Raw genomic sequence first — 15,291 nt, forward strand, 5'->3', positions numbered from 1 at the left:
TAAGAAAAAATGTTATAAGTTTTGCAACAATAAATTGGGATAAATCGATCTATTTTGGCCTTAAGAAAGATAAATTTATGAGTAATGATCCTAGCAATTTAGATAAAAAAGCAGATGCTTCATTAATCCAAGATCTTTATAGTGCTAATTACTTAGACGAACAAGCAAGAAAAGAAGCTATAAAACTATTAAATCCACCTAAAATAATGTGGCAAACCTGGGCAGATAGAATGCTTTTGCTCTTTAGTGCTGCATTAATTCTTGCAGGCATAATATTTTTCTTTGCTTTTAACTGGGCTTCAATGCCAGCTTTCTTAAAGTTAGGCTTAATTCAAAGCGTAATGGTAGCTTCTCTAACGGCTACTTTAATAAAAGGTCTGGATAACTTAGTTGGAAAAGTTTGTCTTTTAGCCGCATCAATCTTTGTAGGAGTTTTATTAGCTGTTTATGGACAAATTTATCAAACTGGAGCCGATGCTTACCAACTTTTTGTTGGCTGGGCTTTGTTAATAACTCTTTGGGTTATACTAGCTAAATTTGGGGGATTATGGCTAATATACTTATTATTACTTAATATAGCAGTAATTTTATTTTTTAATCAAACTGCGACCGATAAAGAACATCAATTAGTTAGCACTTTAGGCTTTTTAAATATATTTGCTTTAATTCTTAGAGAATATGGAAACTATAAAAAACTAAAATGGATTTCAGCCCCCTGGCTACGTTGGGTTATATTAGGTGCAACTCTTTTCTTTCTTACTTCTTTTACTGCTGCACTTATTATAGAAATACCCCAAGAAACTACTTATTGGACAGCTATTGCACCTCTTTTACTAGTTATTTTATTAGGCTTAACTAGCTATTACTGCCGCTATTATTCTAAAGATCTTTTTTCTCTTACTATGGTTGCATTAAGTATTTGCTCAGTAATTTTAACTTTTATTGGCAAGGCTATTTTTGAGGTAAACAACGATGCAATAATAGTGTTAGGTTTTGGATTAATTGTTTTGGCTGTAGTTAGTCTAGCAACTTTTGTTTTACGCAACATTGGTAAAGCAATGGAGAAAGAAGCTATTTATGGAAATTAAAATTACATTAAAAAATTTGCTCCAACAATTAAATAAACAAGCTTTCCTTAGCAATGAACAACTGGAGGCAATAAACAATTCAAATTTATGGCAAAAAGCTACATCTGCCTGGTATATCCGTTTAATGATGGTGTTTGGAGCTTGGATAGCATCAATTTTCTTCCTATTAGCTATATTTATAGCCGAGTTAGTGAAATCTGCTGAATCTGCTTTAGTAATGGGCATTATATGGATTATGACAGCAGTTTTCTTACGCAGAAAAGCTAGTCAAACATTTCCTGTACAACTAGCTCTAGCTCTAAGCGTAGCGGGCCATATAATGTTTTGTTATGCGTTAGCAGATATTTTTAATGATGCGTTAGCCGCAGTAATTTCAATGATAGTTTTATCAGTAGTTTTATATCCTCTTTATAAAGATGTTTTACATCGCTTTTTATCTCCTTTATCAGCAATAGCTTTTATAATTTTTTGGGTATATGATGAAAAGTTTTATTGGATGTTTCATATATTAATACTTGTAGAAATTATTGTAGTAGCAATACTTTTTACTAATGCAAAAATAAAATCTGATTTTCGCCCATTGGCTTATGCTTTTGCTGTAGCAATACCCTCAACTTTGCTATTAATTTTAATTGGTGAGCCTATAAGACTGTTATTTCGTTACAATAATTGGATTAGTTTTGACTGGTTAATTGCCAAAATTATGTTTTCTGTCGCGCTGCTTTGGCTTTATCAATGGGCTTTAGGCAGCTTAGAACGATTAAAACAACAGCCTATTTTATTTGGAGTAATAGCAACTTTAATTTTAGGTTTTATTTCTACTCCTGGGTTACTAGCTGCTTTATGGCTTATGATTTTAGGGTATAGTTTACGAGATTATATTTTAATAGCTTTAGCAATAGCTTTCTTCCCAGTTTTTATTACTATTTATTATTATAATTTAGATCTAACTTTAGATATAAAATCTTATATTTTAATGGCTAGTGGAATAGTACTTTTATTAATGCGTTGGTACTTGTCTAAATTTAAGGCTGAAGAAAAAGGAACTTTAAGTATTTTTCCATCTTCACCAATTAATTTTCGTAGTCCTGCACTTTGGTCAACTTTAGCAGCATTAATAGTCATTTTATTTGTAGTAAATGCAATGATAATACAAAAAGAAGGTGTTTTAGCATCAGGAAAAACAGTTTTACTTCGTTTAGCACCTGTTGACCCACGCTCTTTAATTCAAGGTGATTATATGGTGTTGGATTATGAAATATCTCGTCAGTTTACACATGAAGAACTAAAAACTGTACCTAGAGAAGGTAACTTAGTTATTAAAATTGATACAAATAATGTAGCTACATTTTTAAGGTTTCACAAAGGCGAAACCTTAAATCCTGGTGAGCATTTATTATATTACCGGGTTAAAGTAAGTAAGTATTTTTCAAGGATGCAACTAGGTGCAGAATCATTCTTTTTTCAAGAAGGGCATGCAAAATATTATGAAACGGCTCGTTATGGAGAATTAAAAATTGATGCTAAAGGCAATAGCGTTTTAGCAGGGTTAAGAGGTGAAAAATTTGAAGTATTAAAACCCACTAATGAAGCTAAAAAAGCTTCTACTTCAATAAATTAGGATAAATGGTTAATAATGAGCTATTAGGATAATCTTTTTTATGATCTTTAAGTGATGGGTTGGGGATAAATCTTGCACAAGCAGAAATATGTTGAGCAAAAACTAATGCTAAAAGTAAGCAAATAAACGCACTAGCCCAACCCATAGTAATTTCTTTAATTAAAAATGTCATAGTTAGGTTAAAGCCTAAAATTCCAAAATATAAACCAGCAGGACAAAGCCCCTTAAATGGGTAATAAAGAGTTTTTTCTTGAACACCTAACCATTTTTCTAAAAATAAATAAATTCTTAAAATTGCTACACAAACAAAAAACCAACCAAAAAAATTAGCAATTGTCACTCCAAAATATTCCCCACCTTCTGGGTAATAGTAGATTTTACCTAAGAACCATTTTTCACCCTGAAGTGCAACAGGATCAATAACAATGTCTAAATACATCATTAACAAGCCTGCTAGAAGGCTTGTTGTCCAAGAATTAGTGATTTTTTTTGTTAAAACCATTTGAATATCACCACGTCGCACTATTAAAGGTGAACGAAGTAGCAAAGCCATTTGATAAGCAACAAAAGAAAGAAAAGTAAAAGAAAGCGAATCCATAAAGGGAACGCCAGCAATCCATAACTCTTGGCTATAAGTAGTTTCAATGTAGTAGTAAAGCCCAAAAGGAAAGCCATTATGAATTGAACTATACTCACATAAAAAAGCGATGATAAAAGCAATTATGCTAAAAAGTGCAGTACGTCGCCAGCCTATAGCCGTAATTGCTAGAAATAAATAAGCAGCAAAAAATGTAAAAACATAGGGACGTAGTAACACCGTTCCCCAAAGTAACTTTAAAGTCTCAAGCATGATGGAAATATCTCCCTAAAGCCATTAAAGGGAAATGATTTCTATAAAAATGATAGTTAATATAAAAATGTCCAGGAAATCCTGTGCCAGTAAATTCTTCTTCGGGCCAACTACCATCAGAATTTTGTTTTTTAACTAAATATTCAATTCCACGACGCGCACATTCCGAACGACCTTCACCGCCAGCAATTAAACCTATTAATGCCCAACCTGTTTGTGAAGGGGTACTTGGGCCTTGTCCCATTAATTTACGGTCAACATAAGAATTACAGGTTTCTCCCCATCCTCCATCTTCATTTTGTACTGAATTTAGCCATTGAGTAGCACGCATTACGTAAGCTTCCCGGTTGTCTATACCCATTGCTACTAGCCCACTTAAAACAATGCTTGTTCCATAAATATAATTTACTCCCCAACGTCCAAACCAACAGCCTTCAGATTCTTGCTCGGTTTTAAGAAAATTAATTGCACGATTAATTATTGCTGGATCGGTCTTATAGCGGGTTCGTCCAAGCATTTCTAACACTCTACCAGTTAAATCTGCTGTGTTAGGGTCAATCATTGCCTTTAAGTCCCCGTAAGGGATTTGATTAAGTAAGTCTAAATCATTGTTGATGTCAAATGCTGCCCAACCACCTTGTTTACATTGCATACTTAGCACCCAACGAGTAGCTAAATCTATTACCTCACGTTTTTTCTTTTCATCAGGTAACTGCACTTTTTCAAGTGCCATAATTACAACTGCGGTGTCATCTACATCAGGGTAATAATCATTATAAAATTCAAATGCCCATCCGCCAGGTTTACCAGTTTTATTTTTAATTGCCCAATCTCCAGAACGAAGAATTTGTTTAGAAATTAACCATTCACCAGCTTTAACTAGTGCTGGATGATTAGGAGGTAGTCCGCTATCACAAAGCGCGATGGCTGTTAAAGCTGTATCCCAAACAGGAGAAACGCAGGGTTGAATGTGGAATTCGTCGTCTGTTTCAATTCCAAAATCATCAATTGATGCTAGCCCTTTAACCATAATTGGATGATCAGGACTATAACCAATTGAATATAAACCTAATAAAGAGTTAAGCATAGCAGGGATAATTCCGGCCCAATCACCACTAGTTTCTTGATGTTCAATTACCCAACGTTCTGCTATTTCTAAAGCACGAGCGCGGCCAGGTACAAAGCCAACTTTTTCACAAAACTTAAAGATTTTATCTAATTGGACAAATACTTTGCCAATAAGAGCATCCCCTGTTGGCAAGCAAAGATCTGCTGTTTCTCGACCACCAACATAAAGTTCATCTACATTGCTATTAGGTGCAGCCCAAACAGGCTTTTTATCACAAACTAAAAGTAGGGGGACGGTACTGCTACGCGCCCAACTAGCCATTTCATAAATAGTAAATGGCGACCAATTAGGTAGCAGCATTATCCAAGGTGGCAAAGTAGGAATGCCTTTCCAATCATATGCACCAAAAAGAGCTAAATGTAGTTTTGTAAAAATTCTGGTTTTAGTTACTCCCCCCCGTGCAAGTATAAAATCTCGTGCAGCCTTCATTTCTGGTTGATTTGTAGAAACGCCTAATAATTTAAGAGCAAAATAAGCTTCAACAGAAGTGCTTAACTCCCCACCATCACCCCAAAAAAGTTCCCAACCTCCATGATTTCGTTGTTGATTAAGTAAATATTTGGTTATTTTATGAAAAGGACGGTTGGCGGCTGTTCCTAAAATAGTATGCAACATTACATATTCAGCCGTTAAAGTTACATTGGCCTCCAGTTCAGCCCACCAATAACCATCAGGATATTGTTTAGATAATAAATATTCCTGTGCTTTTTCTATTGTAGTTGCTACGGCTGGTAGTCCAGCTTCTGTTACTGTTTTTGCAAAACTCATTTTTTACCACCAATTTTAAGATACTTAGAAATTAGGCAAGAAATTCAAAACTTGGATAATAGCATAAATCCTTATTGGCTCGTAGTCGGCTAGGCAGTATAAGATAAGTCTATTAAATACTTAAGTTATAAGAAGATTTCATTTAAGACATAAGCAATATAATAATCGCTATTATTAAAATAACAATTACTAAAAGAATTATCCCTATAACTAAATAATGCCAATTATTTTTAAGTTCTGTCTTAATTTGTTCTGAAGCAAAATGATTAGGAATAAGTGATTTTTCTGGCTCAATGTATTCTACTATAGAAAAATTGTTGGATTGTTGTTTAACTACAGGTATTAAATTAGGTGATTGACTATTTAATAATTGTTTTAAGTCAGGAGCGCGAGAAATATCTGGAGAAATTGAAGGTTCTAAATTAATTGCATCTTCAAATTCCTGAGCAAATTCAATAACAGATAAGGGTCGTTTTAAGGGGCTTTTTTCTAGTGCATGCATTATTGCCCTTTCTACACTACTAGGTAGACTAGGACGTTTTCGCTTTAAGCTTGGCACGGTTTCTTGAGCATGTTTATTTAATAGAGCTTGTGGAGATGCGTCTATAAAGGGAGGCATACCAGATAATAATTCATAAATGATAATGCCTAAGCTATAAATATCAGAGCGTAGATCTATTTGTTGACCTTTACATTGTTCTGGTGACATATAACGAGGAGTCCCCATAACAATATTTGATGGCGAGTATTCTGCTGTAATAGATTTATCCCAATTAACTTTAGCAATTCCAAAGTCTAATAATTTAACAAAACTAGGGTTATCATTTTGTTTAACTAGCATTATATTGTCTGGTTTAAGGTCACGGTGAATAATTCCTTTTGTATGAGCGGCTTGCAGGCCCTCGCAAATTTGTCTAACAATAGTTTTGGTTCTTTCTAGTCCAAGTGGGCCGCTTTTTTGTAATTCTTGTTTTAATGTAACACCTTCTAGAAGTTCCATTACCATATACATCGGGCCAGTACCTAAAATATTAGCGTCTAATAGTTGGACTACATTAGGGTGTTGTACTTTATGAGCAGCACGTACTTCATACTTAAATCGGGTAATAGATGCTTCATCTTTAGCTAGAGTGGGGCGTAGGATTTTTATTGCACATTGATAGCCAGACTCTAGGACTAAAGCACGGTAGATATTACAAATGCTTCCTTCACCAATTTTAGATTTTATTTGATATTTATTATCTAATATTAAATCAATAAATATATCTGTAGAAGTTTCAGGATTATGTACTAATAAGGATCCATCATAGGGACAATTGACAACTTTATCTAAAAAAGAGCGATGGCACTGCCGGCACTCCTTAGACATTATCCCACCTCATTAAGCAATCTGATTATTGCTTTAAGTAAAACTCTTCTGAGTTCCAAGTTAAAGTTGGTATTATAGGTGCAGGCTTAAAGTTTGCTAAGTTTTTTTGAGCCGCAACCAAAACATTTTCATTGACTAAATAAATAATTGGGTATTTGTCAGCCCAATCTTTTTGTATTTTATTATAAATATCTTGACGTTCTTTTAAGGAAGATTTTTTCAAAGCTTCGTTTAAGTCTTTTGCTACATTGTTAAGAAAAGGATCACTTCCAGCCATACCTTTAAGATTAACATCACTGCTATCATCAAAATAAAGATATTTTCCTGATTTACTTAAGAAAGGTTGCATAAAAGCTGGATCTTATTAGCATTATCTCTTAGTGTGTTATCTGAGGAGTTGGAGAATTTTGCAAGTCCTAAAAATTTTTTAGCAACATTTATATCATAAGGATATTTTTTGGCTTCATTATTAAACCAAAGTTGATTATCTGGTGTAACTAATCCATAAACAGGACGACCCAAAGAATTAAAAACATCTGAGACCATTTTATCTCTTTGAATCAGTGCAGAAATTGCCCAACGAAAATAGCTAGTACGCGCCCAGGTGGGTTTAATGCTAAAACTCCCAGGTTGTTGTTCCAAACGCCAATTTAGCACTAGTTGCCAAACAGCTAGAGAGGGGCCTGCATCTTTAATAATAAAGCGATCATTACCTTCAAAAGCTTGTTTTTGAGTAGGTATTAATTCTACGGCATGATATTCATTTTTAGTTAGTAAGTTATTTTGTTGGCCTTGACGAGAAACTTTTAAGTCATAAGTAATACCATCTAAATAAGGTAATGCTGTTCCAACATTATCTACTTTCCAATAATATGGATTATAGACAAGTTCAATTTTTTGTTCTGAATAGCTTTTTAATACAAAAGGGCCAGAAGAAACTATTTTTTCTGGGGCTGTGGTCAATGTATAAGCTGTTTTAGGATCTCCTTTTAAGAAAGAATCTTCCATTGAATTTTTAGAAACTATTGGGATTTTAGAAAGTAGTTCTTTGATAGGTTCATAATGTTCAGCAAAAGTAATTTTTACTGTTAAAGAATCCATCTTACTAAATTCTGGTGCTTGACCATCTACTTTCATAAATTCGCCATAAATTGAGCCTAAGCGATTATCTAAAGCAGCTTTTAATGAAAAGATGACATCTTCAGCCGTGATTGGTATACCATTAGAAAATGCTACTCCTTCGCGTAAGTGAATTACATAACTACTACCATTTTCTAAAGTATCAACCGATCGTGCTAAACCATCATTATTAGCCTTTTTATTAACATTGTCATAGTCTATTAGGGTAGCAAAAAGCTTTGAAGTTATTTCATAAGTTTCTACAGAAGGAGAGATAAAAGGATTAAATGTTAATGGCGCACCTGAAAGAGCTAGTTTTAATGTTCCTCCCCATTTACCCGGCTCACAAGGAGCTACTTTTGGGTCTTTAGGTATATGTACAATATGGGTTGGGTTACTTTGCCCACAATGTAGGTTTACTAAGGCAAAGCTAAATATTAATAGAAAGCTTAGTACAATAGATAAGAAAGAACGTTTTTTCATTCTTCTAGCTCCTTAAAATTAGTGATTTTTCGCATGGAAACTTACTAGATTAAATAGCTTACTAAAACTTTAACTTCTAATGAGTTATCAAAAAGTTTCTTCTTCTACTTCAAGTTCTCTACCATCAACTATATCTAGTTTACGACTATTATCACCTTTATTACAAAGCCCATCAGCTTCTTCTTTTAGCTTCTCATGCCTACTTTTATATTCTTTTTTAAGCTTTTCATTTAATTCACTGCTATTTTTATCAGTGAACCACTCAGGATGAGTTTCTTTAAGTTCTCTGTGCCAAGTTTTTTCTAATTGGATATGTAAATTAAGTACAGATGGCAAAATAATTTCACCACAAAGCGGACAAGAATTTTCTCTCATAAAACCCTCTAAAAATTACTTTAATAATCTTGATTTATTTTTTGTTGGTAAAGGATAAAGCAAATTATACACAGCAAGTAAAAGAAATAAAGATAAATAAAGAAAAAATTACACTAAACCTTTTAATATTAATATTTTATTAAAATAACGTAAATTTAACATACTTTCTTGGTTTTTGCCGGATATCATAAGCTAGTTTCGCCATTTCTATAGAAATAGTACTAATATTTTCTGAAAGTCGGGTGTCATTAATAAATAGATTTAAACTGCCTTTTTTGTTGGTCACTTTAGTTAAAAGATGGTTAAAGTTTGTTTCTAGCTTATTAATATCATTTCTAAATTCTTGATTATTAAGGAATTTAGCTGCTGAACCATTACCTTTTTGTGCTTTTTCAGCAAGTTTTTGAAAACGATCCAATAATGTTTTAGCACGATTTTCTATTAAAATAACACGATTATCTAACTCTTTGTCTTTAAGAAATTTTCCTGTTGAACCGTTACCAGTTTGTATTTGGTCTTCTAACTCATCAACTAATTTGGAGAATCTTTCTATTCGGTCAGCAAATTCTTTATCTTGTTGAAATTTTCCTACAGTCCCTTTTCCTTTTCTAATTAATGGTTCTAAAGAATCAGTTAATTCTAATAAATGTCTAAGGTTAAGTTGAGCTTCATTATTTGGCTTATTATATTTGCCTAGAGTACCTTTGCCATCGTTAATCCATTTGGCATTATCTTCAATAATTTGCTGGATGCTTTCAAACTTCTTTCTTATGATACCTAAATTTGCTGAAATCATAGCTGGAGTTAACTCTGTTTCACCTAAAATATAATCTCCATTAACTACACCTGGTGCGTTAATTGTGCCAGGTATTATATTAACTCCTCTATCACCTAATGCACCAACAATAATAATAATTGCTTTAGCATCTTTGCGAATAATTTTTTCTATAGGTTGACCGTTAATTTGTGGGCTTAGTTCTAATGTAAGCTCAAAGAGATTTTCATCACCTTTTGTTACAGGAACACCTAGAAAACGAATATTTCTAACATTGCCAGCCTTAACACCAGCACATTGAACTTCTGCACCAATTTTTAAACCGTCTGCTTCCTTAAATTTAGCTTTTAGCACAAAACCACTAGTTCTAGTAAAAAAAACAAAGTAGCTTACTATAGACAAAGCTACTACTAATATTACTAAAACCGTTAAAGCTTCACTTTTTTCAGGAGGCTTAACTATAGGTTTTTTGATTGGTGTTTGTGCTGACATAAATTTTAATTAGTTTTAGAAGATTCTAATTTTAATAGTTAAATATTTTTTAGGCTCTTTTCTAAAATCTTGTAAAAGCTTAATAGTTTCACTAGAAGCATCTGTTAAATTGTTATATAGAGTAGGATCTTCTAATAATTTATTTACAGAGCCTTTGTTATCCAAAGTTTTCTCTAGTCTAACTGTAAGCCGATTTAGATTAGCAACAGTATTTTCTGTTTCTTTATATAATTTATCATTATTAAGCAATTGGCCTACTGTACCTTGACCAGCATCTACTTTATTAGTCGTTTCTTCTAGTTTCGTTACAATGCTATCTACTCTAGATAAAATTTGATTAGTACGAGTATATAACTCATCATCTGTAGCAAGTTTACCAATAGTTCCTCGCCCGCTAGAAATATCTGTAATTAAAGTTTCAGCCTTTTTAGTTGTAGTTTGTATTTGATCATAAAGCATAGGATCATTAAGCAATTTACCTACTGTTCCACTACCATCACGGATACGTTCAACTAATTTTTGTGATTCTAAAATAGTGGCGTTGGCATTATTATAAAGCTTATCATCTTTAACAATTAAACCTAGATTGCCTTTTCCTTGATTGATATTTTGGGCAATTTCTTTTACTTGGTCAGCTAAAGTATCAATATCTTGTAGAATACTGCTTGCACCAGATACTACTTGAGTAAGAGAAGCTTCCTGATCGCCTTGAACTAAATCGCCATCTTTAATTGCATCACTATCTTTTGTTCCAGGGCTAATATCAATAACTTTATCACCTAATAAACCAACCGAACCAAGTTTAACTAAAGAATTTTTGCGTATTCTTTCTTCTGCTGGTAAATCATCAATTAATTTATTGATTTTCATAACTACTTCAACGCTTTGAAGTGTTTGCTTGTCTTGTTCACTTGGAGCTATTGGTAGCAAGATTACGTCACTAACTTGGCCTATATAAACACCGGCTAACCTTACTTCTGTACCAGGACGTAAACCATCCACTTGAGGGAGTTTAGTGCGAATTGTAAGGGTTTTCTTAAACAAATTTATGTCACCACTAATAGTTAAAATAGTGGCAATTATTAGACCTACAGTTAAAAGGACTAGTAAACCTACTCTTAGTTGTGCAAAACCAATAGTTTTTTTGCTGGACATAAGATTACCTCCAAAAATTTACCCTTAAGTAAGAAACTCTTTAATATAAGGGTCTTCAGATGCCCAAAGTTGTTTAGCTGAACCGTTAAAAATAACTTTTCCTTGTTTTAACATAATAAACTTGGTGTTAGACATTGTTCCTTTTTCATCTTTACGTACAACTACTTCACCTTTTTCATCTATTGTTACATATTCTGATGCGAGTTGTAGTGCATCAGGAATACGATGTGTTACAAAAATTGAACTTACACCTTCTAAATCACGAAGTTTCATAGCTAGTTCAACAATAGTTCTTGCTGTAGGAGGATCAAGTCCTGCTGTAGGCTCATCATAAAGGATAATCTTAGGTTTTCCCACTAGAGCGCGAGCAATACCAACACGCCGTCGCATACCACCAGAAAGTTCAGAAGGCATTTTATAAATAGCATGTTCTAAATTAACAAATTTAAGCATTTGCCTAACAATATGTTCTACTTCTTTTTCCTCAGCACCTTGCTCAAAGAGACGATAGCCTACATTTTCAAATACATTTAAGCTATCAAATAATGCCCCTTCCTGGAAAACCATGCCGATTTTTTTTCTTATCGCCATCATTTTGCTTTCTGAATAGCCAATAATATTTTCACCATCTACTAGTAAATTCCCTGATTCAGGTTTAAGTAAGCCTAACACTAATTTTAAGGTTGTTGATTTACCACTGCCAGAACCACCCATTAAAACAATACTTTCACCTGGTCTAACAGAAAAACTTACATCATTAAGGATTAATTGATCCGAAAAGCCAAATAAAATATTTTCAAATACAATTGCTTGATTACTAAGATTTTTTTCACTCATAACTTAAATTAATATACTGAGCTAGGGCCAAGGGCTATAAGCAATTTAGTTAGAAAAAAGTCAGAAATTAAAATTAGCAAAATTGCCATAACTACAGATTGTGTTGTAGAAAGTCCTACACCTACTGTTCCTCCACGTGTGCGAAGTCCACAGCGACACCCTACAACAGCTACAATAAAACCAAATACAACAGGTTTAAGTAACCCTCCAAAAATGTCATGGTAATTTAATGCGTCTCGTGCTGATGTTGTATAAACAGAAGTAGGAATATGTAAAATAGTTAAGGAAATAATTAATCCTCCAATTATCCCTACTATATTGGCAAAAACTGTTAATGCTGGCCCCATAATTACTAGAGCAATAATCCGAGGTAAAACTAATTTACGTAAAGGATCAGTTCCTAAGGCACGCATAGCATCAATTTGCTCTGAAACTGTCATAGAACCAAGTTCTGCTGCAATACCTGAACCAATTCGGCCTGCAAGTAAAATACAAGTTAATACTGGAGCAAGTTCACGTACTAGCGATGTTGCTACTAGTCGGCCAGTATAATTTTGCGCTCCAAAAGCTTGTAGGGTTGCTGCGGTTTGTAATGCTAATACTGCACCAATAAAAAAACCTGCTAACATTACAATGGGCAAACTACCTACACCCACTAAATCCATTTGTTGAACAGTTTCTTTAATATAAAATGGCCGGCGCACAAAACCAGTTAAAGCACGTCCTACCATTAAGGTTGCTTCATGAGTTTCATAAACAATTTTTAGAGCTAAGTTCATCTGCTTTAATTAATACCTTTATAATCAACTAATTAACTTAATTTCCTCAACTAAAAACTTTTTTACTATTTGCCTACTCTAAAGCTAAAGTGTGGCTAATGCCGAAATTACTTTATCTGTGTCTGATAGAGTTTCAAAGAGTAAATCTGGTTGAGCATTAGCCAACTCTTCTTTAGAAAAATTCCCAGTGGCTACAGCTAACACTTTTGCTCCAAAATGACGTGCGCAAGCAATATCTCGTGGAGTATCACCAATTATAATAAATTGTGATGGTGATAGATCAAAAATTCCTAGAAAGTTAGCTACCCTATTTGCAGCAATACTTGGTAAAAATAATCTATCTTCATGATCGCTTCCAAAAGCTCCGGGACAAGAAAAATACTTTTCTAACCCTACTTGATTAAGTTTTAACTTAGCTAATGATTCAATATTGCCAGTTAATAAACTAAGTTGGTAACGCGGATCTAGCTGCAATTTTTCTAGCAGGCCCGGCATTCCTGGACAAGAACGAAACACAGCAGATGTTTTGCTTAAAGTCTCTATAATACTTACAAATTGCTTTTCTATTTCTGGTAAAGCTTCCCAAATTTCTTTAAGCGTAATACCTTCATCTGATAAAGCTTCTGAAATAATATGTAGGTCAGTTTTTCCACTAAAAGAGACCTGGCTAATTTTTCCTGCTGTTCCAAAAATATTGGCTACAGCTTCAGCAACTTTAGCTCGGTAAATACTACGATGTATTGTAAAGAGCAAAGTTCCATCGATGTCAAAAAGTAATATTCGTAAATTGTGAGAATTAAGAGACACGATTATTTTGGTTTATCTCCATATAAAAAACGGTTTATTTTTGGTTCAGCCCAAAGTTGCCAGCCTAGTTTAGCAAGTTGAGCTAAACGTCCCCAATTTACTTTGCCGGAGCCAACCTCACGTAAATTTTCCCAAACTTGTTTACGTAAATGTGCGCTTTCTTTGCGGAAAAGAAAATCGCTAGCATAGGGCTTGGCTACTTCTAGGAAGTTAAAAGTTGGATTCATTTGGATACTAATGCCTTCTAAAGTCATTAATGCCCGAATAATAAATGTAAATGCTGCTGGGGTAGAGATAGGATATTTATAAATTATTTCTCCAATTTCATAAGTTAATTCCTTAAAGTTTACTTGGCTTAAATCTAAGTCTATTTTACGTGCAAACATATCGCGGATTACTTTACGAAATTCAGGAATATTAACTTCTGGTTTAAGAAAATTTAAGGAAATTAAATCATCTACTAACCCATCAAAATCTCTTTCTAAGATATGAAAGAAGGCTGAAACCATGTGTTGTTGAAGGGTAGAGGAAATATTTCCTACCATACCAAAATCAAAAAATGCTAGTTTTCCATTAGGCATTACTAATAAATTGCCTGGGTGAGGGTCAGCATGAAAAAAACCGTCTTCTAGCAATTGCTTAAAATAAGTACGGTGCATTAACTCATTAATCTTTTTAGCAGAAAAACCAGATTTTTCTAAGCTCTCTATATCAATAATTTTTGTACCAGAAATAAATTCCATTGTAATAACACGTGAAGTTGTATATTCCCAATAAATTTTTGGTACATGAATACCTGACCAATCAGCAAAATTTACTCTAAATCTATCTGCATTAGTCCCTTCTAGCTGATAGTCCAGTTCTTCATTAATAACACGCTCAAACTCATCTAGCATTCCTAACCAATCATTGCCCTTCATCATCCATGAGGTATGTTTTAGTAAAAATTTGATAATTCGGCGCAAAATCAGTAAATCAAATTTGATAATAATGCTTAGGTTTGGACGTTGGATTTTTACGGCTACTTCTTCGCCTGTTTTTAAGTAAGCTCGGTAAACTTGTCCTAAACTAGCTGCTGCAATAGGGTTAGAGCTAATTTCTTTAAATAATTCTTTAGGATGACTTGCTAATTCTTGCTCAATAATAGAAAAAGCTTCTAAGTTAGAAAAAGCAGGAACTCTATCCTGTAATTTAGATAATTCATCAATGTAGGCTACAGGTAGTAAGTCTGCTCTAGTGCTTAGAGCTTGACCAATTTTAATAAAAGTTGGCCCAAGACTTAAAAGTCTTTCCCCAAGTTTTTGTGCTTGAACTCGAAGTTTAGCTTCCCTGGATTTTTCTGAGCCTTTTAACCAGCCCTTAAAATCTAAATAAACATAAAAAAGAAAAGTAAATAATGTCCAAACAATTTTTATTGGCCGGCTAAATCTTTCTTTACGGCTTAAAGTTGAACTAGTATAAACAATTAATTTATTAGTGGTAGGACTAGGTAGCAATTTTTGTGAGCTAACAGAATTGTTTTTAGAAGATTGTTTTATTAAATTTCCCATGCAGCTTTCCTACACAGCTTTTACTAAGTTAAATAAATTTCCTTTAATTATGGGGGTCATTAAAAGCTAATAATAGCAAAATGTTAAGGATGAG

General features: G+C 33.5%; 14 protein-coding genes. 2 read left to right on the forward strand and 12 right to left on the reverse strand.

Translation table 11 applies throughout. The annotated features are described in order from the left end of the window. Nucleotides 1-77: 77 nt before the first annotated feature. Both IPK14_22450 and IPK14_22455 read left to right on the forward strand, forming a co-directional pair. On the forward strand, nucleotides 78-1,088 hold the full coding sequence (locus IPK14_22450) for a DUF2157 domain-containing protein (protein ID MBK7996032.1): 1,011 nt from the start codon (nucleotides 78-80) through the stop codon (nucleotides 1,086-1,088). Then, nucleotides 1,078-2,709: a GDYXXLXY domain-containing protein gene (locus tag IPK14_22455; GenBank protein MBK7996033.1), complete on the forward strand. Its 1,632-nt coding sequence runs from the start codon at nucleotides 1,078-1,080 to the stop codon at nucleotides 2,707-2,709. Before IPK14_22450 ends, IPK14_22455 begins: the two co-directional genes overlap by 11 nt. Here the strand turns inward: IPK14_22455 and IPK14_22460 are convergent. From IPK14_22460 to IPK14_22515, 12 genes are all read right to left on the reverse strand, one after another. Beyond that, nucleotides 2,693-3,559, reverse strand: a complete 867-nt coding sequence (locus IPK14_22460) for a carotenoid biosynthesis protein (protein ID MBK7996034.1) — start codon at nucleotides 3,557-3,559, stop codon at nucleotides 2,693-2,695. The genes IPK14_22455 and IPK14_22460 overlap by 17 nt on opposite strands. Further along, on the reverse strand, nucleotides 3,552-5,456 hold the full coding sequence (gene shc, locus IPK14_22465) for a squalene--hopene cyclase (GenBank protein ID MBK7996035.1): 1,905 nt from the start codon (nucleotides 5,454-5,456) through the stop codon (nucleotides 3,552-3,554). The genes IPK14_22460 and shc overlap by 8 nt, the downstream gene beginning before the upstream one ends. Nucleotides 5,457-5,598: 142 nt before the next feature. Then, nucleotides 5,599-6,825: a serine/threonine protein kinase gene (locus tag IPK14_22470; GenBank protein ID MBK7996036.1), complete on the reverse strand. Its 1,227-nt coding sequence runs from the start codon at nucleotides 6,823-6,825 to the stop codon at nucleotides 5,599-5,601. 25 nt (nucleotides 6,826-6,850) lie between these two features. Beyond that, nucleotides 6,851-7,174 (reverse strand): hypothetical protein, encoded by a 324-nt coding sequence (locus IPK14_22475; protein MBK7996037.1) that lies wholly within the window; start codon nucleotides 7,172-7,174, stop codon nucleotides 6,851-6,853. Further along, nucleotides 7,159-8,427 carry an ABC transporter substrate-binding protein gene (locus IPK14_22480; GenBank protein ID MBK7996038.1) on the reverse strand — a complete coding sequence of 423 codons (1,269 nt, stop codon included), beginning with the start codon at nucleotides 8,425-8,427 and terminating at the stop codon, nucleotides 7,159-7,161. Before IPK14_22480 ends, IPK14_22475 begins: the two co-directional genes overlap by 16 nt. A gap of 87 nt (nucleotides 8,428-8,514) precedes the next feature. Next, nucleotides 8,515-8,802, reverse strand: coding sequence for a hypothetical protein (locus IPK14_22485; GenBank protein MBK7996039.1), 288 nt, complete (start codon nucleotides 8,800-8,802; stop codon nucleotides 8,515-8,517). 139 nt (nucleotides 8,803-8,941) lie between these two features. Next, nucleotides 8,942-10,069 carry an MCE family protein gene (locus IPK14_22490; protein ID MBK7996040.1) on the reverse strand — a complete coding sequence of 376 codons (1,128 nt, stop codon included), beginning with the start codon at nucleotides 10,067-10,069 and terminating at the stop codon, nucleotides 8,942-8,944. A gap of 15 nt (nucleotides 10,070-10,084) precedes the next feature. Beyond that, nucleotides 10,085-11,224 carry an MCE family protein gene (locus tag IPK14_22495; GenBank protein MBK7996041.1) on the reverse strand — a complete coding sequence of 380 codons (1,140 nt, stop codon included), beginning with the start codon at nucleotides 11,222-11,224 and terminating at the stop codon, nucleotides 10,085-10,087. 24 nt (nucleotides 11,225-11,248) lie between these two features. Beyond that, complete coding sequence (locus tag IPK14_22500) at nucleotides 11,249-12,061, reverse strand: ATP-binding cassette domain-containing protein (GenBank protein ID MBK7996042.1); 813 nt, start codon at nucleotides 12,059-12,061, stop codon at nucleotides 11,249-11,251. Between the two features lie 8 nt (nucleotides 12,062-12,069). Further along, nucleotides 12,070-12,840 (reverse strand): ABC transporter permease, encoded by a 771-nt coding sequence (locus IPK14_22505; protein ID MBK7996043.1) that lies wholly within the window; start codon nucleotides 12,838-12,840, stop codon nucleotides 12,070-12,072. Nucleotides 12,841-12,924: 84 nt separating this feature from the next. Next, nucleotides 12,925-13,647: an HAD family hydrolase gene (locus IPK14_22510; protein MBK7996044.1), complete on the reverse strand. Its 723-nt coding sequence runs from the start codon at nucleotides 13,645-13,647 to the stop codon at nucleotides 12,925-12,927. Nucleotides 13,648-13,649: 2 nt separating this feature from the next. Continuing rightward, complete coding sequence (locus tag IPK14_22515; GenBank protein ID MBK7996045.1) at nucleotides 13,650-15,197, reverse strand: AarF/ABC1/UbiB kinase family protein; 1,548 nt, start codon at nucleotides 15,195-15,197, stop codon at nucleotides 13,650-13,652. Nucleotides 15,198-15,291 lie beyond the last annotated feature (94 nt).

Source organism: Blastocatellia bacterium (assembly GCA_016713405.1).
GTDB lineage: Bacteria > Acidobacteriota > Blastocatellia > Chloracidobacteriales > JADJPF01 > JADJPF01.